This is a genomic window from Thermomonas sp. (genome assembly GCF_046293095.1).
Taxonomy (GTDB): domain Bacteria; phylum Pseudomonadota; class Gammaproteobacteria; order Xanthomonadales; family Xanthomonadaceae; genus Thermomonas.
The window spans coordinates 127,325-150,309 of sequence record NZ_JBKBPN010000002.1 but is presented as its reverse complement, the minus strand read 5'-3'; the positions used below and the strand labels follow the sequence as shown (position 1 = coordinate 150,309).

Genomic DNA, 22,985 nt, shown 5'->3' with positions numbered 1-22,985 from the left:
CACATGTCCCCGATGATGGAGTTCTACCCGCAGGTCAAGTGGACCCACGTCCACGCGGTGATGTGCAGCGGCGCGTTCTTCGCGCTGCGTGGCGGCGCCTCCCTGCTGGGCGCGCGCTGGCCGCGCCACTGGCTACCGAGGTACGCCAGCTACACCATCGACACCGTCCTGCTCACCTCGGCCACCATGCTGTTCTCGATGTTGCCCGGCGCGATGTTCGCCAACGGCTGGCTGGCCATGAAACTGGTGTTGCTGCTGGCCTATATCGGGCTTGGCATCCTGGCCATGCGCCCGACTCGCCCGCTGCGTCAACGCAGCGGCTTTTACCTTGCCGCCCTCGCCGTGTTCGGGTGCATCTACGGCATCGCCCGCAATCACCACCCGCTGGGTTGGCTTGCAGGTTGGATGGGCTGAAAACCGGTTACGCCGGCGATCACCAGTCGAATACCAGGGTGGCCGCAACGCTGCGGCCGGGGCTGGTGTAGAAATCCAGCGGCGGGCTGGCATTGGCGGGATTCACGTTGCGGGTTGCGTTCCAATCCCAGTAGCGACGATTGGCCAGATTGCGCGCCGCCAACTGCAGGCGCAGGCCGGGTGCCAGTCGCCACCAGGCATAGGCATCCAGCACCGCATGGCCCGGCGCATGAAACAAGGGGCCGGCTGACTCATCCAGCGCGCCCTGGCGGGCGACCACTGTTGCCATCACTTCCAGCCCGACGCTATCCGACACGGGCTCCCAGGATGCGCCAAACACCACCTTGCCAGGCGCCACCGAATTCAACGGGCGGTCGCGCGCCTCGTCGCGCCCGCGCGCCCAAGCCGCTGAAGCACTGAGACGCCATTCCCCCCGCATATCCGGCACCCAGTCCAGTTGCGTTTCGATGCCGCGGATGCTGGCGCGCGCGCGGTTCACCGACTGGAACACCAAGGCGCCGCTTGCGGGATCGACACCCTGATTCGCGCGCGACTCGATCAGGTCGCGGTAGTCGTTGCGATAAGCCGAGATGCTGGCCTGCAGGCGTTCACTCTGCCAGCGCCAGCCCGCCTCCAGGCCATGGCTGGTCTCCGGCTTCAGACCGGGGTTGGGGCGGACCTCATAGTTGAGCAATTGCAACGAAAGCCCGATGTTGACATCGCCGAACGGCGGCGCACGGAACCCGCGCGCATATTGTATGAACCATGTCGCATGATCACCCGGCGTCCAGCGCAACCCAAACTTCGGCGTCCATGCCGCCTGTGTGATGTCGTAGACCTGCACCGTCGGGTAATCCTCACGGAACAGCACGTCGGCGGCATCGGCATTCAACTGGTAGCGTTCCCAGCGTACGCCGGGAACGACGGCGAAGGTATCGCCGATCCTGATCTCGTCCTGCCAGAACAGGCCAAGCGTACTGCTGCGGCTGGGCGGGAAATCGCGGACCGGGAAATGCTCGCCAAGCACGACATTGCTGGAGGCGCCGGTGGTGAGGTTGATTTCACGACCGTCGCGGAGGCCTGTATAGCGTTGCACCGCATATTCAACGCCAAACACATGCCAATGGCGAAGGCGCCCGCCATCCTGCCGCAACTGCCCCATCCATTTGATACCGCTGCCGTCCTGGTCGAGTTCGAAGCGGCGCTCGCGCAAGGAAGGGAAGCGCGTGGTGCGATCAGCAAGGCGCTCCTGCGCAGTGTCCTGGCGAGTGTGATTGCGCTGCACGTAGAGCAGGAGTTGCGAGGCGTCCAGCCACCCGCCCGCGCCCCAGTCGCCCTGGAGGCTGAGCCGGTCGCGAAGGAAATGGTCATCGCCCAGCAATGACGTGGTGGTGTTGAAGCGCCCGGGCCCGAAGCGCAACGAGCGCACGTCGGTCCGTACCTGCCCGCCTGCATGGTCGAAGGTCGCGGTCCAGCGGGCCGCCGCGGCCTCGTCCAGGACCAGCTTCGCCAGAATGCCGTCGCGCCGGTACGCGACGGGATTGGCGGGCATACTGGCGGACAGGTTGCCAGCCTCGTTACCTTCGCGCCGAGAGACTTGCAGCAAGCCCTGCAGGCGCGTCCCACCGGCGACTGCCAGGGAAGCCAGACGACCGTTGTCCTGGCTGTTCCAGCCAACCCGCCCACCCACGTAGCGTTTCGCGTCCACGCGATCCAGCAGATCCTGCGGGTCGCGCGTGTGGAACACCACCACGCCCGCCAGCGCATCGCTGCCATACAGGGTGGACGCCGGCCCGCGCAGGATCTCGACGCGCTGCAGGGCATCGACCTCCAGCAGGTCGCGCCCCGCTGCGGCGAACTGACCTACCGAGAACGCATCGGCAACCGGCACACCATCGATTTCCATGCCAACCCGGTTGCCGTCCAGGCCCCGGATTGACAGCCCCTGCGGGCCGAAGCGCGCAGCATCGACTGGAACATCCACCCCGGGCTGGTAGCGCACCAGCTGCGGCAGATCCTGCACCTGTCGGCGCTCGATCTCGGCGCGATCGACAACCCCCACGGTAGCGGCGACCTGGCGAAGCGGCTCCGCGACTTTGCTGGCCACCACGACGATGCGATCCAGGTCATGTGGCGCCGCAGCCGGACCATCCGGGCGCTGCTGGGCCAGCGCGAATGCAGGCCATGCGCAGGCCATCGCAAGCACGAGAGGACGGACAGCAGGAATCGGGGCGGACTTGGGCATCGTTGGGTTTACACGAAGAGCGTAAAACCATTCTAGGTGCGTCCCATTCGCGAAGGCATCGCCCGTTGCAGCGATTTGCAGCGCGCTTGACCTAAGTCATCCGCATGCGTGCAACCCGGATCGAGAATCCCCGCATGGCCACCGGCCAACCCTTCCGAAGCACGCCTTCGATCACGGAGAGTCACAGCATGAAACGCAACTACGCACTCACCGGCCTGGTGCTGGCGCTGTTTGGCGGGATGTCCGCCTATGCCGCTGGCCAGATCACCAACGAACGCCCCCCCAAGGGCACCATGGAAGCCGGTGAGGCCAGCTTCCTGGCCAACTGCGCGGCCTGCCACCAGCCCAACGGCAAGGGTTTGCCAGGGGCCTTCCCGCCCCTGGCCGATTCGGACTACATCCGTAACCTGCCGCGCGACAAGCTGATCGGCGTGGTGCTGCACGGCTTTTCGGGCAAGGTCAAGGTCAACGGAGTGGACTATGACGGCGTGATGCCGTCGCTCAGCCATTTGAGCGACACCGACATCGCCAACACGCTCAGCTACGTTCTCAATGCATGGGGCAACAACGGCGGCACGGTGAGCCCTGCGGAAGTGGCCAACGCACGCGGAACCCGCACCCAGGAGGCCGCCAAGGCTGGTACCAGTACGCCGGAGGCGAAGTACCAGGGCGCACCAAGTGCGGTCACGGTCGCCGACACCCAGGCATCGGCGGCGGGCGCCCTGCCGCCGCTCACCGCCGATGAACGCAAGCGTTCCGCACAGATATTCTTCGAACGCTGCGCCGGATGCCACGGCGTGCTGCGCAAGGGCGCAACCGGCAAGCCGCTGACGCCAGACATCACCCGTGCGAAGGGCACCGACTACCTCAAGGCACTGATCACCTTCGGATCGCCGGCGGGCATGCCCAACTGGGGTACGTCGGGTGAACTCACCGCGGATGAGATCGACATGATGGCCCGCTTCCTCCAGCACGACCCGCCGGCGCCCCCGGAATGGGGCATGAAGGAGATGAAAGAGAGCATGCAGATCTTCGTGCCGGTGGAGAAGCGGCCGAAGAAGAAGATGAACTCGCTCAACACCGACAACATCTTCGCTGTCACCCTGCGCGACAGCGGTGAAGTCGCGCTTATCGACGGCGACACCAAGAAAATCATCAACATCATCAAGACCGGCTACGCCGTGCACATCTCGCGCACCTCGCACTCCGGGCGCTATCTCTACACCATCGGCCGTGACGCGCGCATCGACCTGATCGACCTTTGGATGCCCGTCCCCGACAAGGTCGCAGAGATCAAGATCGGCCTGGAAGCACGCTCGGTCGAGACCTCCAAATACAAGGGCTACGAGGACAAGTACGCGATCGCCGGCGCCTACTGGCCGCCGCAGTACGTGATCATGAACGGCGAGACGCTCGAGCCCCTGAAGATCGTCGCCACCCGCGGCATGACCGTCGACGCGCAGGAATACCATCCCGAACCGCGCGTGGCCGCGATCGTCGCCTCGCACGAGCACCCAGAGTTCATCGTCAACGTCAAGGAGACCGGGCAGATATTGCTGGTCAACTACGAGGACATCAACAATCTCAAGGTGACGACGATCGGCGCCGCCCGCTTCCTGCACGATGGCGGCTGGGATTCGACAAAGCGCTATTTCCTCACTGCCGCGAACCAGTCGAACAAGATCGCGGTCGTGGACTCGCGTGACCAGAAACTGACAGCGCTGATCGACGTGGACAAGATCCCGCATCCCGGCCGCGGCGCGAACTTCGTGCATCCGACCTGCGGACCGGTATGGGCGACCTCGGCGCTGGGCAATGAGAAAATCACCATGATCGGCACCGATCCGGTTGGGCACAAGGCCCATGCCTGGAAGGTCTGCGAAGTGCTCAGCGGACAGGGCGGCGGCTCATTGTTCATCAAGACCCATCCCAAATCCCACAATCTCTGGGTCGATACCCCGCTGAATCCGGATGCGAAGATCAGCCAGTCTGTTGCCGTGTTCGACATCGGCAACCTCAGCGCCGGCTACAAGGTGCTGCCGATCGCCGAATGGGCGAACCTGGGCGAAGGACCGAAGCGCGTGGTGCAGCCCGAGTACAACGCCACCGGCGACGAAGTCTGGTTCTCGGTATGGAACGCCAAGAACCAGCGTTCCGCGATCGTGGTGGTGGACGACAAGACCCGCAAGTTGAAGGCGGTGATCGACGACAAGCGGATCATCACGCCCACCGGCAAGTTCAACGTGCACAACACCGTGGGCGACGTGTACTGACAGACCTGTCGACCCCGCCGGCATCGCCGGCGGGGTCTGCCGCCCGACTCTGACCTCGATCAAGGCACGACCATGCGGCAGTCGCCAGACTGCCGCTTCCCGATCAGCGGTCATCGCCATGACTCCAACACCCGCCAGCCGCGGCATGCTCGACGCCTGCTTCCTCGGCCCTTACGGCGAGAATGACACCCTGCTGGAAAAGCTCGTGGTCGAGTTCCTGCGCGACCACGTGTACTGGCGGCGCAATTTCCATCCCGAAGATCCGCCGGCGATCTCCACCGCAGCAGCGGCGCAGCCCGACTACCAGGCCTTCGAGGCACGCATGCGCCGCGAACTGCACCAGCTGTCGGCGGCGCTGAAGAAATCGGTACCCTTCCACAGCCCGCGCTACATCGGCCACATGGCTTCCGACCTGTTGCTGCCGGGGCTGGCCGCGCAAATTCTCACCCTGCCCTTCAACCCCAACAACGTTTCAGAGGATGCCGCACCCGTCACCGTGGACCTGGAGGTCCAGGTGGGCCTGCAGTTGGCCGGCATGCTGGGCTATACCAACGACCCGCAGCAGCCCGGTTGCGCGTTCGGCCATCTCACCTCCGGCGGCACCGTGGCCAACTACCAGGCACTGCGACTGGCGCTGGCGCAGAAGGCGTTCCCGGTGGCGCTGGTGGCGGCCGGCGTGCCCGACCTCGCGCTGCCCGAGGACGCCTGGCAGGCCTTCAACCTGCATCCGCACGCGGCCACCGCGCTGCTCGCCGGGTGGCAGGCCTGGCTGGCGCAGGCCAGCCCCGGCGATCGCCGCCGCTGGCAGGCGCGGGTGCAGGGGGAACGCATCGAGCAGCGCGGGCTGATCGGCTTCTTCGCCGCCCATCCCACCCTGAAGGTGCCGAAGGTGCTGGCGCCGATCACCGCGCATTACTCCTGGAGCAAGGGCTGCAAGCTGCTGGGCCTGGGCCGTGCCCAACTGGAACTGCTGCCCGAGCGCGGCATGCGCATCGACGTCGAGGCGCTGGACGCGACGCTGGAACGCTGCCTGCGCGAACGCCAGCCCGTGCTGGCCGCGGTGGCCGTCATGGGCACCACGGAATACGGCACGATCGACCCCATCGACGCGGTGGTGGCGGCGCGCGAGCGCTTCGCTGCGCGCGGCCTCGGTTTCCCGGTGCACGTGGACGCCGCCTGGGGCGGCTACCTCGCCACCCTGTTCCGCGAGGTGGATGGCAGCCTGCGGCCGCGCGACGCCATCGCCGCCGAGTTCGCCGCGTTCCCGTCGCCCGGCGTGTATGCCGCTCTCGCGGCGCTGGGCAACACCGACTCGGTCACCGTCGATCCGCACAAGCTGGGCTACCTGCCCTACGGCGCCGGCGCCTTCGTCTGCCGCGACCACCGCGCGATGGCGCTGCTGGCGGAGGAGGCCGACTACGTCTTCCACGGCGACGCGCCACAGGATTACCTGGGCCGCTACCGCAGCCTGGGGCAGTTCATCCCGGAAGGCTCCAAGTCCGGCGCGGCGGTCGCGGGCGTTTACGTGACCCACAAGGTGCTGCCGCTTGACCACGCGCAGTTCGGCCGGCTGCCAGCGCAGACGATCCGCGCCGCCGAAGCCTGCCACGCGCGTGCGCTGCGGTTCGCGGACGAGATGGCCGGCGTGGTGCGTGCGGTGGTGCCGTTCGCACCCGACAGCAACCTGGTCTGCTTCGCGCTGAACCCGGTCGGCAACCGCCGCGTGGCCGCTGCCAACGCCTTCGTGCGGCGCCTGCATGACGAATTGCGCATCGACCCGCGCCGCCCCCTTCAAGACAAGCATTTCTTCGGCTCCGTCACCACGCTGCGACCCGAGACGCTGGGCGAAAAAGAGACGCGCCGCATCCTCGACGCACTCGGCCTGGATCCCGCGACGCTCGCCGAAGAGGGTGGCGACCGGCTGGTGATCCTGCGCCACACCCTGATGAATCCCTACCTGCTCGACCACGAGAACGGCATCAGCTACGTCGACCGCTACTTCGACTACCTGGCCGGGCGCGTGCGGGCGCTGGCCGACGAGGCCGGCGCGTATGCCTCGGACGCACGCGGAACTCCGGGAGCCGCGCGCACATGAGCACAACACCATGCACCGATGGCACCCGCGCCTGGGTGCACAACGCCATTGCGCTGCTGGAGCAGGAGGCTACACGCTCCGCCGACACCCACCTGCTGCGGCTGGATTTCCCGGGCTTCCCGGGCATCGCCTTCTACTTCAAGGACGAGGCCAGCCACCCCAGCGGCAGCCTCAAGCACCGGCTTGCGCGCTCGCTTTTCCTGTACGCGCTGTGCAACGGGCGGCTGCGCCCAGGCCAGGCCGTGGTGGACGCCTCATCCGGCAGCACCGCGATCTCCGAGGCGTGGTTCGCGCGGTTGCTGGGCGTGCCGTTCGTCGCGGTGATGCCGGCCTGCACCGCGCCGCAGAAGATCCGCGACGTGCAGGCGCTGGGCGGCAAGTGCGACCTGGTGGAGGATCCCGCGCAGGTGCACGCCCGCGCCGCCGAGCACGCCGCCAACGGCGCCTGCCACCTCGATCAGTTCGGGTTGGCCGAACGCGCCACCGACTGGCGCGGCAACAACAACAACATCGCCGAATCCATCCTCGGCCAGCTGCGCCGCGAACCGCAGCCCGAGCCTACCTGGATCGTCTGCGGCGCCGGCACCGGCGGCACCTCCGCCACCATCGGCCGCTACCTGCGCTACCGCCGCCTCGCCACCCGCCTGTGCGTCGCCGAACCTGCAGGCAGTGGCTACGTACACGGTTGGCGCACCCGCGACCGCGACGCGGTGGCGAGCAAGCCCACGCGGATTGAAGGCATCGGCCGCCCGTGGGTGGAGCCCGGCTTCATCTTCGACGTGGTGGACGACGTGGTGGAAGTAGAGGACGCTGCCTCCATCGCCGCCGCGCTGCTGCTGGAAGACCTGATCGGCACGCGTTATGGCGGCTCCTCCGGCACCAACTTCGCCGCCTGTCTGCAGCTGGCCTCGGACATGCGCGCGCGCGGCGAACGCGGCAGCCTGGTGACCCTGCTCTGCGACCGCGGCAGACGCTACCAGCAGACCCTGTTCGATCCCGGCTGGCGCGACGCGCACGGCCTCGACATCGCGCCTTGGCAGCAAGCGCTGGCCACTGCGCTGGCCACTGGAACATTTACGACCCTTGGTGGTTCTTCATGAGCTTCCACGATCTGCGCGCCTTCATGGAAGCGCTCGAACGCCAGGGACGCCTGCAGCGCATCGGCGCGCCGGTCGATCCCGAACTCGAAACCACCTCGCTCAGCCTGCGCGCCCTGCGCGAAGGCGGGCCCGCGCTGCTGATGGAACATCCCGTCGGCAGCAACCACGCCTACCTGGGCAATCTCTACGGCCACCGCGACCGCATCGAGGCGGCGCTGGCCGGACGGCCACTGGCCTCGCTGCGCGAACTCGGCGAACTGCTGGCGGCGATCCGCGAGCCGCGCTGGCCATCCAGCCTGCGCGACGCATTGGGCAGCTGGCCGGAACTGGCGCAACTCGCCCACGTCGCACCGCAGAAGGTGCGCGAGGCCGCGTTCCAGTATGAGGCGCTGGAAGGCGACGACGTCGACCTGTCGCGCCTACCGATCCAGCGCTGCTGGCCGGAGGATGCGGCCAAGCTCATCACCCTTGGCCTGGTGGTCACCCGCGGCACCCGCAAGCCGCGCCAGAACGTGGCGATCTACCGCCAGCAGGTGATCGGCAGGAATCGCATCATCATGCGCTGGCTGCCGCACCGCGGCGGCGCGCTGGACTTTGCCGACTGGAAGGCCACCCATCCTGGCAAACCCTTCCCGGTGCTGGTGGCGATCGGCGCCGACCCGGCCACCCTGCTGGCGGCGGTGGCGCCGATTCCCGATACCCTGTCCGAATACGAATTCGCCGGCCTGCTGCGCGGCCAGCGCACCCGCGTCTGGCCCAGCGCACTGACCGCGCTGGATGCGCCGGCCGGCTGCGAGATTCTGCTGGAGGGCTTCATCGATCCGTTGGAAACCGCGCTGGAAGGGCCGTTCGGCGACCACACGGGCTACTACAACGCGCAGGATCACTTCCCGGTGATGACCGTCCAGCGCATGCACCTGCGCCGGGACGCGATCTACCAGGGCAGCTACATGGGCCGCGCGCCGTTCGACGAGCCCTCGGTGCTGGCCATGGCACTCAATGACGTGTTCGTGCCGCTGCTGCGCAAGGTGTTCCCGGAGATCGTGGATTTCTACCTGCCACCGGAAGCATGTTCGTACCGCATCGCGGTGGTGTCGATCCACAAGCAGTACCCGGGCCACGCGCGCCGGATCATGATGGGCATCTGGTCCTACCTGCGCCAGTTCACCTACACCAAGTTCGTGATCGTCACCGACGAGGACATCGACGTGCGCGACTGGTCGCAGGTGATCTGGGCGATCTCCACCCGCGTCGATCCGGTGCGCGACAGCGTCCTGATCGACAAAACACCGATCGACTACCTCGACTTCTCCAGCCCCACGCCGAACCTCGGTTCCAAACTGGGGTTGGACGCGACCAACAAGTGGCCCGCCGAAACCAGCCGGACCTGGAGCAAGCCTATCCAGCTGGATGCCGGGGTGGAAAAGCGCGTGGATGCGTTGTGGCGCGGCGTGCTGGCCACGCGGAAAGTGCCCGCGCAACTGTAGCCACGCGCAGGACGGATACCGGCGCGGGCCTGTGGAACGGGCGGCTCAGTGGGCCACTTCGCTCCAGTCGTGGTCGTCGAACATCCGGGGATACTGCGTCAGCGCTTCCTGCATCGGCGCCAGTTCGGCCTTGCTGAACGTGCCGGCGCGTGCGGCGTTGGCGCCGGCGATGAACCTCACCAGCAGTCCGTGCAGGGCGGCGTCGGCTTCCGGTTTGAGCTTGCAGTGGGCGACCATGTCCTGGATCGCGGCATCGATCTTCGCCACCGCGTTGTCGCGCTGCACATCATCCAGATGGCCCATCTCGTAATGGTTGAGCGTCTCGGTCGCCTCGCGCAGGTTGCGCATGCCGGCGCGCAGCGGTGCATCGGTGGCCCAGCGCTGCGCTGGCACCTGCAGCGAGGCGTCGTGGCCGGCATGCGCGGCAGGGTCGCGGTGGGTAGCGGACTGCGCGGCGGTAGGGGCCGCGAACAGCGCGCCGGCCAGCGCCAGCACGGACACCGAAAGGATCGTCCTGGACAGCATGATGTTCTCCGATGGCGCAAGCCGGTGCCCGCGTTCGATACCACCATGGCATCCGCCCTTGCGGCACGCCCTGATCCATGTCAACCCCCGCATCGACCGCACGGCCCGGCACGGTTGACTCAAGTCAATGACGCTAGGGCAAGCACGCCAGACCATGCACGCTTACAAAGATGGAGTCCGCGTATGCAACTGGTCTGTCCCGCCGGCAACCTGCCAGCACTGCAGGCGGCAGTGGATGCCGGCGCCAATGCGGTTTACGCCGGCTTCCGCGACCAGACCAACGCGCGCGCGTTCCCCGGACTGAACTTCAGCGACGACGAGCTGCGCGCCGGCATCCGCTATGCACATGCCAACAACGTCAAGGTCTACCTGGCGCTGAACACCTATCCCGACAGCGCGCGTTTGAAGGACTGGCACGCAGCCGTGGACAAGGCCGCCGCGCTGGGCGCCGACGCCATCATCGCCGCCGAACTGGCGGTGCTGGACTACGCCGCCCGTACCCACCCCAACCTGCCTCGCCATCTGTCCGTGCAGGGCAGCGCCACCACCGCGCCAGCGCTGCGCTACGCGTTCGAGCGCTTCGGCATCAGCCGCGCTGTACTGCCGCGGGTGTTGTCGCTGCAGCAGGTCGAGCGACTTTGCGAGAAGTCACCGGTGGCGCTGGAGGTGTTCGCCTTCGGCAGCCTGTGCATCATGGTGGAAGGCCGCTGCCAACTCTCGAGTTACGTCACTGGCGCCTCGCCCAACCGCCACGGCGTGTGCTCGCCGGCGAAGTTCGTGCGCTGGGACGAGCAGGACGACGGCAGCCGCAGTGTGCGCCTGAACGACGTGCTGATCGATGAATTCAAGCCGGAAGAACCCGCCGGCTATCCCACCGTCTGCAAGGGTCGCTTCAACGTCGGTAACGAGGTCTTCCACGCACTGGAAGAACCGACCAGCCTCAACACGCTGGAACTGCTGCCGCGGCTCAAGAAGATCGGCGTGGCCGCGCTGAAGATCGAGGGCCGCCAGCGCGGCGTGGCCTACGTCAGCTCGGTCACGCGGACGTGGCGCAAGGCGATCGACCAGGTCATCGCCGACGCGTCGCGCTGGCAGGCCCGGCCCGAATGGCAGGCGGAACTGTCGCGCCACGCCGAAGGCCACCAGACCACGCTGGGCCCATACCACCGCGCCTGGCACTGAAGGAATCCCGATGAAACTGAGCCTGGGCCCGCTGCAGTATTTCTGGCCGCGTGAACGCACGCTGGCGTTCTACCGCGAAGCCATCGACTGGCCGGTCGACATCGTCTATCTCGGCGAAACCGTATGCAGCAAGCGCCGCGAGCTGCGCACTGCCGACTGGTTGGCGCTGGCGGAAGAGCTGGCCGCCTCCGGCAAGCAAATCGTGCTGTCCACGCTGGCGCTGATTGAAGCCGAATCCGAACTCAGCGTGCTGGACCGGCAGATTTCCCACGGCGGCTTCTGGATCGAGGCCAACGACCTGTCCGCGGTGCAGCTGTGCAAGGAAAAAGGCCGCCCGTTCGTGGCCGGCCCCATCCTCAACGTCTACAACCACCGCGCATTGGCGATGCTGGGCGAAGACGGCCTGCGCCGCTGGGTGCCCGGCGTCGAACAGGGCCGCACCCTGATCGGCGAGTTGAAGGATGGCGTGCTGGCAGACGGCGGCGTCATGCCGGAGTTGGAGGTGATCGCCTGGGGCCGGCTGCCGCTGTCGTTCTCGGCGCGCTGCTTCACCGCGCGTGCGCTCGACGTGCCGAAGGACCAGTGCGGCTTCCGCTGCATCGACTATCCCGACGGCATGCCGCTGGCCACCCGCGAAGGCCGTCCGTTCCTGCGCATCAACGGCATCTCGGTGCAAGGCGAGGAGATCACTGACCTCGGCCCGGAACTGCCGGAGCTGCGCGCGTTGGGCGTGGACATCCTGCGCCTGTATCCGCAGGCCGAGGGGATGGAGGCGGTGGTGCGGCATTTCGACGCCGCCCGCAGCGCCAGCGAAGCGCCGGTGCGAATCGGTGAACGCAATGGCTACTGGCACGGCGAGCCGGGGATGCGGATGCCGGCGGCCTGAGCCGAAGCGGATTTCCGGGCACAGGGACGTGCCCGTTTTCCACGGCGGCGCCTGCGCGGATCCCGATGCCGTTGCAGGCGCGCATTGCAGGGCGCGAACGCGCGCAGGATCACGCAAAGGGCATCGCGTCCCTGTGGAGCGCCTACCAAGCCGGCGACGGACTGGATCCCTGAGCGAGGACGTCGGACTCGCGATCCATGCGGAAGTGCGCTCCTAGGCTTTCCCCGCGGCGCAACGCGGCTTCCACCAGTGCACGGGCCAGCTCGCCCTGCCAGCCGGACGCGGCCAGTTCCGTGCAATCGTCCAGCGCCGCGCGCAGGGTGTCACCGCTGCGCATCGGCCCCATCGCCTGCATCATCAGCGCGCGTAGATAATCGAGTTGTGCGGCGTCCAGCGACGGCTTGCGCCGCACCATCCGGGAACTGCCGCGCGGCTGTCCGCCATCGGGCAGGGTGCGCAGCAGCGCGCCCAGGCGGCGGCCGAACACCACGCCTTCCAACAGCGAATTACTGGCCAACCGGTTGGCGCCGTGCACACCATTGCAGGCCACCTCGCCCACCGCATACAGACCCGGCAGCGAACTGCGCCCATCGGCGTCCACCGCAATGCCGCCCATGTGGAAATGCGCCGCTGGAGTCACCGGGATCGGCTGCACGCGCGGATCGAGGCCGTGGTTCATGCAGGCCTGGAACACGGTGGGAAAGCGCTGCGGAAAGGCGGTGCCGAGCTTGTGCGCATCCAACCACGCGCCGCCATTGCGGCAGGCCTGCCAGACCCGACGCGCCACGATGTCCCGTGGCGCCAAGTCGGCCAGCGGATGCATGCCGTCCATCAGCGATGCGCCGTCCGCGTCGAGCAGGCGCCCGCCGGCCCCACGCAGCGCTTCGGTGACCAGCGGCAGGCTATGCAGGCCCGGCAGCGCCAGCGCGGTGGGATGGAACTGCACAAACTCGAGGTCTCGCGGCTGCGCGCCTGCGGCCAGCGCCAAAGCCAGCCCGTTGCCATCGGCGTCGGCCGGGTTGCTGGTCTGCGCGAACAGCCCACCGAGGCCGCCGGTCGCCAGCACCACCACGCGCCCGTGCAGCACCTCGCCGGTGCCGTCGGGATTGCTGACGCAGACGCCGCAGACATGGCCGTCACGCAGCACCAGCCCATCCACGTCCACATCGGCGCGGCGCTCGATATGCGTTGCCGCACGCGCTGCGGCGACCAATGCCTCCATCACCTTCGCGCCGGTAGCGTCGCCGCCGGCGTGGACGATGCGCGCGCGGTCGTGGCCGCCCTCGCGGCAGAACTGCAGGCTGCCGTCCGGTTCGCGGTCGAAGGCCACGCCGATGGCCTGCAACCAGCGCACCGCATCGGCGGCGTTGGCCGTCAGCAGATCAACGATGCCAGGATCGTTGTGGAAGCAGCCCGCCACGCAGGTATCGCGAGCATGCGCCTGCGGGCTGTCGCCGGGGGCAATGGCGGCCGCAATACCACCCTGCGCGAGCGCGCTGGCGGCGCCACGGCTGCCGGAGGCGCGCGCCAGCAGCAGCACCGGCGCAGGCGCGGCGGCCAGCGCCGCCGACAGCCCGGCAATGCCGCCGCCGACGATGATGACGGGCGCGGGCGCGCTCACACGCGGTCGCGACGCCCCACCGCCAGCATCCGCGCCAGCGCGCGCCGCGCGGCAATGGCCACATCCTCGGGCACGGTCACCTCGTGCTTCAAGTCGCGCAGGCAGGCATGGATGTTGGGAAGGGTGATCCGCTTCATGTGCGGACACAGGTTGCAGGGCTTGATGAACTCCACCTGCGGGAACTGGTTGCGCAGGTTGTCGGCCATCGAGCACTCCGTGATCATCGCCACCCGCGCCGGCCTCTCCTTCGCCAACCATTGCCCCATCGCACTGGTGGAGCCGACAAAATCGGCTTCGGCCAACACCTCCGGCGCGCATTCCGGGTGCACCACGATCCTGGCGTCGAAACGCTCGCGGGTGTGCCGCGCTTCCATCGCGGTGAACTTCTCGTGCACTTCGCACACGCCGTTCCACAGCACCAGCTCGATGCCGGTCTGCTGCGCCACCCACGCACCCAGGTAGCGGTCTGGCAGGAAGATCACCTTGTCCACGCCGAATTCGGCGGCGATGGCATCCACCACCTGTACCGCATTGGCAGAGGTACAGCAGGCGTCTGATTCGGCTTTAACCGCCGCGCTGGTGTTGATGTAGCTGACCACCGGCGAGCGCGGGTGCTGCGCACGCAGCGCGCGCACATCGGCGGCGGTGATCGAGGACGCCAGCGAGCAACCGGCATCCGGATCGGGGATCAGCACGGTTTTCCCCGGCGCCAGGATCTTGGCACTCTCGGCCATGAAATGGACGCCGCACAGCACGATCAACCTGCTGTCACACTCGGCGGCGGCCTGCGCCAGCGCCAGCGAGTCACCGGTGACATCGGCCACTCCGTGAAAGATCTCCGGAGACTGGTAGCTGTGCGCCATGATCACCGCGCCTCGCTGGCGCTTGAGCTCCAGGATGGCGTCGATCCACGGCAGGTGCAGCGGCACCTCCATGCACGGGATCAGGTGCTCGAGCTTCTCGACCAGCGGCGCGTGGCGCGCTTCGAGTGCAGGATGCCAGGACGGCGTGGCGGATGCGTTCATGGGCGCTTCGGATCGGGGACGGGCAACGCCCACGCGGCCACCGCGCAGGCATGGAGTGAAGGCGGCACTCAGGTCTTTGCGCGATAGGCACCACGCGCGGCGCGGGCGAAGCGGGCGCCGCGGTTGAGGACGATGCGCAGGCCCAGCGGCACCTGCTCCCACGGCAACCGGTCCAGCAGGTTGCGCGCGGTCAGGCCCAGTTCGACGTCGCCGGTGAGGACGAGGCGGCGCTGGAAGAACAGGGTGTCGGCATCTTCCAGCCGCCCTGCCAGCAACAGCAGATCGGTGGCAGTACCGCGCACCGTGGCCTCGGCAGGCGCATTGACCACCACCAGCCGCCCTCCTTCGAGGGTCACCACCCAGCGCACCCCCAGATCGCTGACCTCGATCCCCAGCCGACGGCCGGCCATGAAGTCGAGGGTGCCATCGGCCATCGGGGCGGCCAGCACCTTCGCCATCGCGCGTTCGAGCAGGCGTTTCTGCGTGAACGGCGGCAACACGCGCAGCAGGGGGGCGATGCGGCGCGGCGGCGGCACGAGGCGCAGCAGCGGATGCGGTGCGGGGTCGGAAGGCGTCTGCATGGTGGCCGGGATGATGCCGGTGCCGGCGCCCGCCATACCTTGATCCAAGTCAGACGGCAGGCCCTGCGCGCGGCAGGCGGCGTTGATGGCCAGCGCCAGCAGGTGCCCCGCGGCGTCCGGCGTGACGCCGACGCGTACGGCGAGGCGCTCCGCGCGCCGCCGCACGCGCGCCTCGCGGCCGGCATCGCGCATCGCCAGGCCGGCATCGGCCTTGAGCCGACCGGCCAGTCGCGCCAGCCGAAGCCGGACGGCCAGCAGCAGGACCAGGCCATCGTCCACGCCATCGATGGCCCGCCGCACGCCCGCCAGGACCACAGGGCCGGCGGTGTGCGGCAACGCCCCGGTCGCGCCGGCCCGCGTCGATGGCCACGGATCCGCCGCTCCCGGCGTCATCGCCCTGCCCCCGATCCCGCTTGGAAGCGGCGCGCGCGCCAATCGATTCCGAACAGCGCGGCCAAAGTGGCCGCATGGGCCAGCGCCACGGCACAGCCGGCAACCGCAGCCAGCGTCGGGCGCCGCAGCGCGCTGCCCAGTGCCAGCGCGGCCAGCAGATGCAGCGCGAGCACGCCGGATTTGTCGCGTGCAGGCAGCAGCAGCTGCACGCCCGGCAGGTGCACGCCGCGACCGCAGCGGCGCTGCAGGTCAATCCAGCCGAGGAAGGCGGCGATCTCCAGGTGCATACCGGTCACCAGCAGCGTCAGGCCGACGCCCAACCCCAGCGCCCCGGCGCGCAACCCATTCATCTCCCCGCCGGTCAGCAGCAGGCCCGCCGCGAGGACCAAGACCGCGAAGCCCGCCGTCCAGAACGCCGTCAGCGGCGTCCTGCGCAGCGCTTCAGCGCTTCCTTGCAGCCACAGTCCCGCCAGCCCGAACGCCAGCACCAGCAGCCCCCCACTGATGCGCAGCCCCGGCAGCGCGATGCCGCGCAGGGCCAGGCCCAGTGCCACCAGCAGCAGGACGAGCACCCCTGCCAGCCACGCCACCTGCGCACGTGCAGGCAGCACTGCCGTGCCCTGGAACATCGGCATCACAACCCGCGCCACCGCGGCTAGTAGACCCAGCACCCAGCCCAGCAGGCCCCAGCTGGCATGGGCATCGGTCAACGGCGCCAGCGGCAGCGTCGCGCGTCCCGACAGCGCCAACGCCAGTAACAGGCCCAGCGTCGCCGCGACCACTCCCGCCGCGATTGCGCCCCCGATCCCCCTGCGCAGGAAACGCTGGCCAGCCGCGGCACGCAGGCCCGGCAGTACCAGCACTGCCAGCACCACGAACGCCGTCGCCGCCAGCAAGCCGCCCCACTGCGGCGACAGCCGCATCGGCCAACGAAACGCCGCGACCAGCAACAGCGCGCCGATGTTCAACAACCCATGCACCGCCAGTGCCGCGCGGTGCCCGCCGCGCACCGGCACGCCGGCGGCCACCGGGAGGAACTGCAGCAGACTGCCGATCATCACATTGCCGAGGACGCCCAGCGTCAGCGCATGCACCAGCGCCAGCGTGCTTCCGCTCCAGCGCGACACGAGCGCCGCATCGCCATCGATCGCCAGCAGGCCACCGGCGACGAGGCCCCAGACCGGAGCCGAACGCAGGAACCGCCGCGGCACCGCCGGCGCCGGCCCCTGCGATATCGCCAGCTTCGCCATGCGTCGCGCCTCAGGCAACGGGCCGCAGGATCGCCACCCACGTGCCGCGATCGGCGCAGGGCTGGCTACGCCAGTGCAGTCCGCGTGCTTCCAGGGCCTCCAGCAACGGCAATGGCAGCAGCGGCGTCAGCACTTCCAGCGCCTGTCCCGGCTGCAGCGCGTCCACCGCCGCCAGCGCCCGCTGCAGGGGCTCGGGCGCCGGCAGGTCGCGCAGGTCGAGCCGGTTCACGGTGACAGCGTCCGCGCGCCGCGCCACTCCACTTGCATCCAGATCTTGGTGTTGTCGCGGGCAAATGCATCGGCGCGGTAATCGGCCAGCTTCACAAGACCGGTCAGCCCACCCGGCAGCGGGAACCCCAGCGAGGCATTCCATTCGCTGCCGTAATGCAGCCCGCCGGTATCGGACCGGTAGTCGTGCCAGGTCAGCGCCCAGTTCAGTTTGCCTGCCAGCGTGCCGGCCCCGAACTTGCCACTGGCGCCCAGATAGTGATCCTCCAACCCCTTGGCCGGGGTCACCAGGAACTGGTCGTCCCACCCGCTGAACGCATGCAGCGTCGCCAGCGGGGTCTGCACGGCGGTAAGGCCGTCGCCGCCCAGATGTTCCCAGCCGGCACGCGCGGTGATGCCGCGCTGCGTCCAGGTTGGCTCCAGCAGCCAGTAAGTGTGATCGAAATGGGCGGGATTGCGCGCATAGTCGGACTGCCGGGCGACTTCGGCGGTCCAGCCCAAGCCGCGCACCTCATGCAGGAGGCTGCCGGTCCAGCGCAGCCCATAGGTTGCGGTGGACGCGCTGGCCACGTCGCGATCGTCGTGCAGGTAGGCGTAGCCGACCCAATGCTGCGCGCCTCGCGTCCAGGCGATATTGAGCAGGTGGGTATCGAGATTCCGCTCGCGCGCCAATGGGTTCAGGGCGCGATCACTGGCCACACGATGCACCTTGTCCAGCCAGTCGTAACGCACGGCCAGGTTGGCAGTGGGACGCCAACGCAGCTCGACGGCATCGAACGTCTGCTCGTTCTGTCGCCAGCCGACATTGCCGACCCAGCGCTGGTTGTCCAACATGATGCGCTGCCGGCCCACGGTGACCCCGGCCTGCGCACCGGACCAGCCGATCCAGGCCTGGTTGAGCTCGGCGCTGGTCGGATCGAGCACCGTCGGATAAGCCGTCTTGCCGTTGGCGCCACTGTTGTAATGGCCGCTGCCGGCCACGCCCTCGCCTTCCAGCAGCGCACTCCAGCCGGGTGCCAGGGCCAGACGCACGCCCGCACGCAGGCGCGCCGTGGTAGCTTGGGCATCGCGGGCAAAGGCGGCATCGTCCACGGCTTCGTGGCGCAGGCGCAGATCCCATTCCAGCGAGGCCTTCGGTGGATCGGCAGCCTGTACGGGCGCCGCTGCGGCGGCAAGCAGCAATACAAGTACGGAACACGTTGATGTCGAATCAGACATGGGAAGCACCCGTCGTGGAAGATGGACGCAAGGTTCTGCGCTTGATCCACTCCGCACGATGATCCAAGTCAAGCGGAGGCCAGGCCACCGGCACGCCGGCGGCGCGGTTTGACCTGGATCAACGCGCAATGCCCGAGCGACGGCGGATGCTTGCTGCCGATCACGCACATCCACCTTCACCAGCTAGGGGAACCTCACCATGAAACCCGCAGTCCGGTATGCCACCTTGGCCCTGGCCGTCGCGGCCACCCTGGGCCTGTCCGCCTGCCGCCTCGAGCAGCCGAACCCGGCCGCCAGCAGCACGACCCACCAGGACGAGACCGGCGGTTCCGCCAAGGGCGACTTCGGCCCGCCGCAGGGCGAACCGGTCCAGGCGATCCTGACCTCGCCGCCGAACGTGCCGCCGCCGACCGGCCGCAGCGCGCCGGCCAAGGTGATCGTGACGCTCGACGTTGTCGAGAAGGAAATGCCGATCTCCGAGGGCGTGACCTACACGTTCTGGACCTTCGGCGGCACCGTGCCGGGCAGCTTCATCCGCGTGCGCCAGGGCGACACGGTGGAGTTCCACCTGCGCAACATGCCGGACAGCAAGATGCCCCACAACATCGACCTGCACGGCGTCACCGGCCCCGGCGGCGGCGCGGCATCCAGCTTCACCGCGCCCGGGCACGAATCGCAGTTCACCTTCAAGGCGCTCAACGCCGGCCTGTTCGTGTACCACTGCGCCACCGCACCGGTGGGCATGCACATCGCCAACGGCATGTACGGCCTGATCCTGGTCGAACCGCCGGAAGGGTTGCCCAAGGTGGACCGCGAGTACTACGTGATGCAGGGCGACTTCTACACATCCGGCAAGTACCGCGAGAAAGGCCACCAGGGCTTCGACATGGAGAAGGCCATCGACGAGCACCCGACCTACGTGCTGTTCAACGGCATGGAAGGCGCGCTGACAGGCGACAAGGCCCTGACCGCCAAGACCGGCGAGAAGGTGCGCCTGTACGTGGGTAACGGCGGCCCGAACCTGGTGTCCAGCTTCCACGTCATCGGTGAGATCTTCGACAAGGTCTGGTTCGAGGGCGGCACCCGCTTCCAGGAGAACGTGCAGACCACGCTAATCCCGGCGGGTGGCGCGGCGATGATGGAGTTCCACATGGAAGTGCCGGGCAGCTACGTGCTGGTCGACCACAGCATCTTCCGCGCGTTCAACAAGGGTGCGCTGGCGATCCTCAAGGCCGAGGGCAAGGACCGCAAGGACATCTACTCGGGCAAGGAAGTCGATGCCATGTACCTGGGCGACCAGGCCGCCGGCACCAACCGCGCGCCGGTGGCCGCCGCGGCCGCCTCCGCCAAGGCCGGCAACCTGACCCGCGAGGAGCAGATCGCCGCCGGCAAGGTACTGTTCGCCGGCACCTGCTCCACTTGCCACCAGCCGGACGGCAAGGGCATGGAAGGCGTGTTCCCGCCGCTGGCCGGCTCGTCCTTCATCAAGGCCAACCCCAACCGGCTGCCCGAGATCATCACCCACGGCCTGGTGGGCCCGGTGACGGTGAACGGCAAGGAGTACAACTCCAACATGCCGCCGATGAGCCAGCTCACCGACGACGAAGTGGCCAACATCGCCACCTACGTGCTCAACAGCTGGGGCAACCCGGGCGGGCAGATCAGCAAGGAACAGGCGGCCGCCGCGCGCGCCGCCAAGCCCGCCAACGCCTCGGCTGGCCACTGAGCCATGCGCAAGTCGCTGGCCGCACTGCTCCTCGTCGTCCTGCCACTCGCCGGCCTCGCGGCCGGCGCAGTGGCGGGGCGCTACGCCGGGATCCCGGGCGGCCGGTTCAAGTCGGTGCTCGGCTACGAGGACGCGAAGAGCGGCGTCGACATACGCACCTTCGCGCTGATGCGTGAACCCGTCACCAACGGCGAATTTCTGGCTTTCGTGAAGCGCCATCCCGAGTGGCGGCGCGACAAGGTGACGCCGGTGTTCGCCGAAGGGCGCTACCTGTCGCATTGGGCCGGCGCTGATACGCTGGGCCCGAACGCCCTGCCGGACCGTCCGGTGGTATGGGTGAGCTGGTTCGCGGCCGAGGCCTACTGCAAGTCGCTGGGCGCGCGGTTGCCGACCTGGAACGAGTGGGAATACGCCGCGGCGGCCGATGAAACCCGCTTTGACGCCCGCAGCGACCCGGCCTGGCGCGAGCGCATCCTGCGCTGGTACGCGCGCTCGTCCAAGGACGCGCTGCCGCGGGTCGGCCTGCAGGCGCCGAACGTCTATGGCGTGCAGGATCTGCACGGGCTGGTGTGGGAATGGACCGAAGACGCGTCTTCGCTGCTGGTGGACGGCGACAACCGCACCCAGGGAGATGCCGACAAGGGCAAGTTCTGCGGCGCCGGCGCGCTGTCGATGGACGACCGCGAGAACTACGCGGTACTGATGCGCGTGGCCATGCTGTCCTCGCTCGAGGGCCGCGACACCACTGCCAACCTGGGCTTCCGCTGCGCGAGGAGCGCGCCATGAACATGACATCGATCCAACGCCTGCTGCGCGGGCTCGCCACCATCGCCCTGCTGGGGATCGCTACCACTGCGGGCGCTGCCCAGCCGGCCACTGCCCTGCCGGGCGATTCGATCTACCAACTGCCGCTGCCGCTCACCGACAGCCAGGGCCAGACCCGCGACTGGCGCGCGCTGCGCGGCAAGCCGCGCCTTGTTGCGATGTTCTACACCTCGTGCCAGTACATCTGCCCGCTCATCGTGGAATCGGGCAAGGCGGTGGAGCGCCAGCTCACGCCTGCCCAGCAGAAGCGCCTCGGCGTGGTGCTGATCAGCATGGATCCGGCCCGCGACGATCCGGCCGCGCTGCGCAAGGTCATCGACCAGCGCAAGCTGGACGCCACGCGCTGGACGCTGGCCTCGCCGCGCGCCGACGACGTGCGCGCGGTGGCCGGCGTGCTGGGCGTCCGCTACCGCCAGCTGGCCGACGGCAGCTTCAACCACAGCAGTGCGTTGATCCTGGTGGATGCCGAGGGCCGCATCGTCGCACGCACCGAGAAGATCGGCAGCCAGCCCGATCCGGAATTCGTCGCCATTGTCCGCAAGACGCTCGGCGACTGAGATCCCGCCCAGCTTGGCGCCCCTCCTAGTCGGGGCGCGGTCCGCCAGACTACGGGCCGCGTCAAAGCAGCCAGAGCGCCAGCACGAAGGCCACCAGCATCGCCACCACGCCTGGCAGCAGGCGCAGCGCATAGGCGCGGCCGCCGCTGGCCCAGGCCACGCCCAGCTTGACGGCGGAATTGGTGGCGAACGCCAGCGCAATGCCGGTCAGCGCGGCCTGCGGCGCCACCCGCCCCGCCACCACCAACTGGGCCGCCGAGGCCGCCGCCGCATGGACATCCGCCAACCCGGACAGGGCCAGCGTCACGCCCAGTCCAGCCTTCCCCAACCACGCCTGCGCAGCGGCGGAAGCCACCATCACCACCGCCAGGATCGCGACGAACAGCAGCGCCTGCCGCGGCTCGAAGGGTCGACCCACCGGTGCCGCCAGGTCCGCGGGTACCGACCGGGCCGCCCGCGCCGCGACCAGGGCGAAGCCCACCACAACACTCCCTGTGACAAGCAGCGCGGGCCAAAGGTGTGCCAGCAATGGCGGCGACAGCAGACCCACCACCACGCCCAACTGCACTACGGTACTGACGTTGGAGATCACCCCGCCACCCGCGCAGGCCATGGCCAGCGACGGGTCGCGGCGTGCGCGGGCGCCCATGCTGGCGATGGTGGCGGTACTCGATGCAAAACCTCCGGCAAACCCCGCCAACAGCAGCCCGTCGCGGGCACCGAACGCGCGCCTTGCGATATGGCCGACCGCGCTGATCGCCATCACGATGACTCCCAGCAGCCACAGCTTGCGGGGGTTGAGCACGCGCCACGGATCAATGGGATGGTCTGGCAGCAGCGGCAGCACCACGGTCGCGGCGGCAGCCAGCAGCAGTGCGTCGTGCAGTTCCTGGTCGGTCAGCACGCCGCGCACGAAGTGATGCGCGCGCGTCTTCGACGCCAGCAACAGCGTCACCGCCACGCCCAGGCCAGCAGCCAGTGCCTGTTCGCGCATGGACAGCACGCCGAGCAGGAACACCACCAGCATCGCCACTTCGGTGGTCAACCCCGGGTCGCGCACCCGGCTGCCGCGGTAGCTGGCCAGCGCGGCCAGCACCACGAACGCGCCGCCGACGGAGATACCGATACCGCCCACTCGCTCGGCCAACGCACCGGCCAACCCGATCAGACCAAACGTCCGCACCCCGGCTACGCCGTAGCCATCCTCGTCGCGCCGCCGCTCGCGCTCCACGCCCACCAGCAGACCGACGCCCAGCGCCACCGCCATGCCTTGCAAGATGCCAGGGTCGAAGTCCATGCCGACAGCATCCCGGAAGCCCGCCCGGCCGGCAAGCGACCGGACGGCGCACGCCGG

19 protein-coding genes are annotated in these 22,985 nt (G+C 68.5%); 10 read left to right on the top strand and 9 right to left on the bottom strand.

Annotated elements, in window-relative coordinates; translation table 11 throughout:
• Positions 1-3: 3 nt before the first annotated feature.
• The gene (locus ACK4SG_RS04075; protein WP_409599998.1) at positions 4-414 is read left to right on the top strand and encodes a SirB2 family protein; all 411 of its coding nucleotides are present in this window, start codon (positions 4-6) and stop codon (positions 412-414) included.
• A 19-nt stretch (positions 415-433) separates the two neighbouring features.
• Here the strand turns inward: ACK4SG_RS04075 and ACK4SG_RS04070 are convergent, their stop codons facing one another.
• Positions 434-2,659 carry a TonB-dependent hemoglobin/transferrin/lactoferrin family receptor gene (locus tag ACK4SG_RS04070; RefSeq protein WP_409599996.1) on the bottom strand — a complete coding sequence of 742 codons (2,226 nt, stop codon included), beginning with the start codon at positions 2,657-2,659 and terminating at the stop codon, positions 434-436.
• Between the two features lie 188 nt (positions 2,660-2,847).
• Here ACK4SG_RS04070 and ACK4SG_RS04065 point away from each other — a divergent pair, with 188 nt between their 5' ends.
• The 4 genes from ACK4SG_RS04065 (at position 2,848) to ACK4SG_RS04050 (ending at position 9,614) form a co-directional block, all read left to right on the top strand.
• Positions 2,848-4,932 (top strand): cytochrome D1 domain-containing protein, encoded by a 2,085-nt coding sequence (locus ACK4SG_RS04065; protein ID WP_409599994.1) that lies wholly within the window; start codon positions 2,848-2,850, stop codon positions 4,930-4,932.
• A gap of 118 nt (positions 4,933-5,050) precedes the next feature.
• Positions 5,051-7,027, top strand: coding sequence for a pyridoxal phosphate-dependent decarboxylase family protein (locus ACK4SG_RS04060; protein WP_409599992.1), 1,977 nt, complete (start codon positions 5,051-5,053; stop codon positions 7,025-7,027).
• Complete coding sequence (locus ACK4SG_RS04055) at positions 7,024-8,127, top strand: PLP-dependent cysteine synthase family protein (protein ID WP_409599990.1); 1,104 nt, start codon at positions 7,024-7,026, stop codon at positions 8,125-8,127. Before ACK4SG_RS04060 ends, ACK4SG_RS04055 begins: the two co-directional genes overlap by 4 nt.
• On the top strand, positions 8,124-9,614 hold the full coding sequence (locus tag ACK4SG_RS04050; protein ID WP_409599988.1) for a UbiD family decarboxylase: 1,491 nt from the start codon (positions 8,124-8,126) through the stop codon (positions 9,612-9,614). Before ACK4SG_RS04055 ends, ACK4SG_RS04050 begins: the two co-directional genes overlap by 4 nt.
• A 45-nt stretch (positions 9,615-9,659) precedes the next feature.
• Here ACK4SG_RS04050 and ACK4SG_RS04045 read toward each other — a convergent pair whose 3' ends face one another.
• Positions 9,660-10,139, bottom strand: coding sequence for a DnrO protein (locus tag ACK4SG_RS04045; protein ID WP_409599986.1), 480 nt, complete (start codon positions 10,137-10,139; stop codon positions 9,660-9,662).
• Between the two features lie 183 nt (positions 10,140-10,322).
• Here ACK4SG_RS04045 and ACK4SG_RS04040 point away from each other — a divergent pair, with 183 nt between their 5' ends.
• A complete protein-coding gene (locus ACK4SG_RS04040; RefSeq protein ID WP_409599984.1) occupies positions 10,323-11,321 on the top strand; it encodes a peptidase U32 family protein in 999 nt (332 codons plus the stop codon).
• A gap of 10 nt (positions 11,322-11,331) precedes the next feature.
• Positions 11,332-12,207: a U32 family peptidase gene (locus ACK4SG_RS04035; RefSeq protein WP_409599982.1), complete on the top strand. Its 876-nt coding sequence runs from the start codon at positions 11,332-11,334 to the stop codon at positions 12,205-12,207.
• A gap of 142 nt (positions 12,208-12,349) precedes the next feature.
• Here ACK4SG_RS04035 and nadB read toward each other — a convergent pair whose 3' ends face one another.
• From nadB to ACK4SG_RS04005, 6 genes are all read right to left on the bottom strand, one after another.
• The gene (gene nadB, locus ACK4SG_RS04030; protein ID WP_409599980.1) at positions 12,350-13,828 is read right to left on the bottom strand and encodes an L-aspartate oxidase; all 1,479 of its coding nucleotides are present in this window, start codon (positions 13,826-13,828) and stop codon (positions 12,350-12,352) included.
• Entirely contained in the window at positions 13,825-14,853 is a 1,029-nt protein-coding gene (gene nadA, locus ACK4SG_RS04025; RefSeq protein WP_409599978.1) for a quinolinate synthase NadA, read from the bottom strand. The genes nadB and nadA overlap by 4 nt, the downstream gene beginning before the upstream one ends.
• Positions 14,854-14,921: 68 nt before the next feature.
• The gene (locus ACK4SG_RS04020) at positions 14,922-15,734 is read right to left on the bottom strand and encodes an SCP2 domain-containing protein (protein WP_409599976.1); all 813 of its coding nucleotides are present in this window, start codon (positions 15,732-15,734) and stop codon (positions 14,922-14,924) included.
• Between the two features lie 89 nt (positions 15,735-15,823).
• The gene (locus tag ACK4SG_RS04015; RefSeq protein WP_409599974.1) at positions 15,824-17,077 is read right to left on the bottom strand and encodes a hypothetical protein; all 1,254 of its coding nucleotides are present in this window, start codon (positions 17,075-17,077) and stop codon (positions 15,824-15,826) included.
• Positions 17,078-17,087: 10 nt separating this feature from the next.
• Complete coding sequence (locus ACK4SG_RS04010; RefSeq protein WP_409599972.1) at positions 17,088-17,306, bottom strand: DUF2249 domain-containing protein; 219 nt, start codon at positions 17,304-17,306, stop codon at positions 17,088-17,090.
• Positions 17,303-18,487, bottom strand: a complete 1,185-nt coding sequence (locus ACK4SG_RS04005) for an alginate export family protein (RefSeq protein ID WP_409599970.1) — start codon at positions 18,485-18,487, stop codon at positions 17,303-17,305. Before ACK4SG_RS04005 ends, ACK4SG_RS04010 begins: the two co-directional genes overlap by 4 nt.
• A 235-nt stretch (positions 18,488-18,722) precedes the next feature.
• Here ACK4SG_RS04005 and nirK point away from each other — a divergent pair, with 235 nt between their 5' ends.
• The 3 genes from nirK to ACK4SG_RS03990 are packed head-to-tail and all read left to right on the top strand — an operon-like array spanning position 18,723 to position 21,631.
• Positions 18,723-20,249, top strand: a complete 1,527-nt coding sequence (gene nirK / locus ACK4SG_RS04000; protein WP_409599968.1) for a copper-containing nitrite reductase — start codon at positions 18,723-18,725, stop codon at positions 20,247-20,249.
• 3 nt (positions 20,250-20,252) lie between these two features.
• Positions 20,253-21,035, top strand: coding sequence for a formylglycine-generating enzyme family protein (locus ACK4SG_RS03995; protein WP_409599966.1), 783 nt, complete (start codon positions 20,253-20,255; stop codon positions 21,033-21,035).
• The gene (locus ACK4SG_RS03990; protein ID WP_409599964.1) at positions 21,032-21,631 is read left to right on the top strand and encodes an SCO family protein; all 600 of its coding nucleotides are present in this window, start codon (positions 21,032-21,034) and stop codon (positions 21,629-21,631) included. Before ACK4SG_RS03995 ends, ACK4SG_RS03990 begins: the two co-directional genes overlap by 4 nt.
• A gap of 61 nt (positions 21,632-21,692) precedes the next feature.
• Here ACK4SG_RS03990 and ACK4SG_RS03985 read toward each other — a convergent pair whose 3' ends face one another.
• Complete coding sequence (locus ACK4SG_RS03985; protein ID WP_409599962.1) at positions 21,693-22,928, bottom strand: MgtC/SapB family protein; 1,236 nt, start codon at positions 22,926-22,928, stop codon at positions 21,693-21,695.
• Positions 22,929-22,985: the final 57 nt, after the last annotated feature.

Coding starts and splice junctions, on each gene's coding strand:
- ACK4SG_RS04075 (WP_409599998.1), top strand. CDS start 4: ATGTCCCCGATGATGGAGTTCTACCCGCAGGTCAAGTGGACCCACGTC.
- ACK4SG_RS04070 (WP_409599996.1), bottom strand. CDS start 2,659: ATGCCCAAGTCCGCCCCGATTCCTGCTGTCCGTCCTCTCGTGCTTGCG.
- ACK4SG_RS04065 (WP_409599994.1), top strand. CDS start 2,848: ATGAAACGCAACTACGCACTCACCGGCCTGGTGCTGGCGCTGTTTGGC.
- ACK4SG_RS04060 (WP_409599992.1), top strand. CDS start 5,051: ATGACTCCAACACCCGCCAGCCGCGGCATGCTCGACGCCTGCTTCCTC.
- ACK4SG_RS04055 (WP_409599990.1), top strand. CDS start 7,024: ATGAGCACAACACCATGCACCGATGGCACCCGCGCCTGGGTGCACAAC.
- ACK4SG_RS04050 (WP_409599988.1), top strand. CDS start 8,124: ATGAGCTTCCACGATCTGCGCGCCTTCATGGAAGCGCTCGAACGCCAG.
- ACK4SG_RS04045 (WP_409599986.1), bottom strand. CDS start 10,139: ATGCTGTCCAGGACGATCCTTTCGGTGTCCGTGCTGGCGCTGGCCGGC.
- ACK4SG_RS04040 (WP_409599984.1), top strand. CDS start 10,323: ATGCAACTGGTCTGTCCCGCCGGCAACCTGCCAGCACTGCAGGCGGCA.
- ACK4SG_RS04035 (WP_409599982.1), top strand. CDS start 11,332: ATGAAACTGAGCCTGGGCCCGCTGCAGTATTTCTGGCCGCGTGAACGC.
- nadA (WP_409599978.1), bottom strand. CDS start 14,853: ATGAACGCATCCGCCACGCCGTCCTGGCATCCTGCACTCGAAGCGCGC.
- ACK4SG_RS04015 (WP_409599974.1), bottom strand. CDS start 17,077: ATGGCGAAGCTGGCGATATCGCAGGGGCCGGCGCCGGCGGTGCCGCGG.
- nirK (WP_409599968.1), top strand. CDS start 18,723: ATGAAACCCGCAGTCCGGTATGCCACCTTGGCCCTGGCCGTCGCGGCC.
- ACK4SG_RS03995 (WP_409599966.1), top strand. CDS start 20,253: ATGCGCAAGTCGCTGGCCGCACTGCTCCTCGTCGTCCTGCCACTCGCC.
- ACK4SG_RS03990 (WP_409599964.1), top strand. CDS start 21,032: ATGAACATGACATCGATCCAACGCCTGCTGCGCGGGCTCGCCACCATC.
- ACK4SG_RS03985 (WP_409599962.1), bottom strand. CDS start 22,928: ATGGACTTCGACCCTGGCATCTTGCAAGGCATGGCGGTGGCGCTGGGC.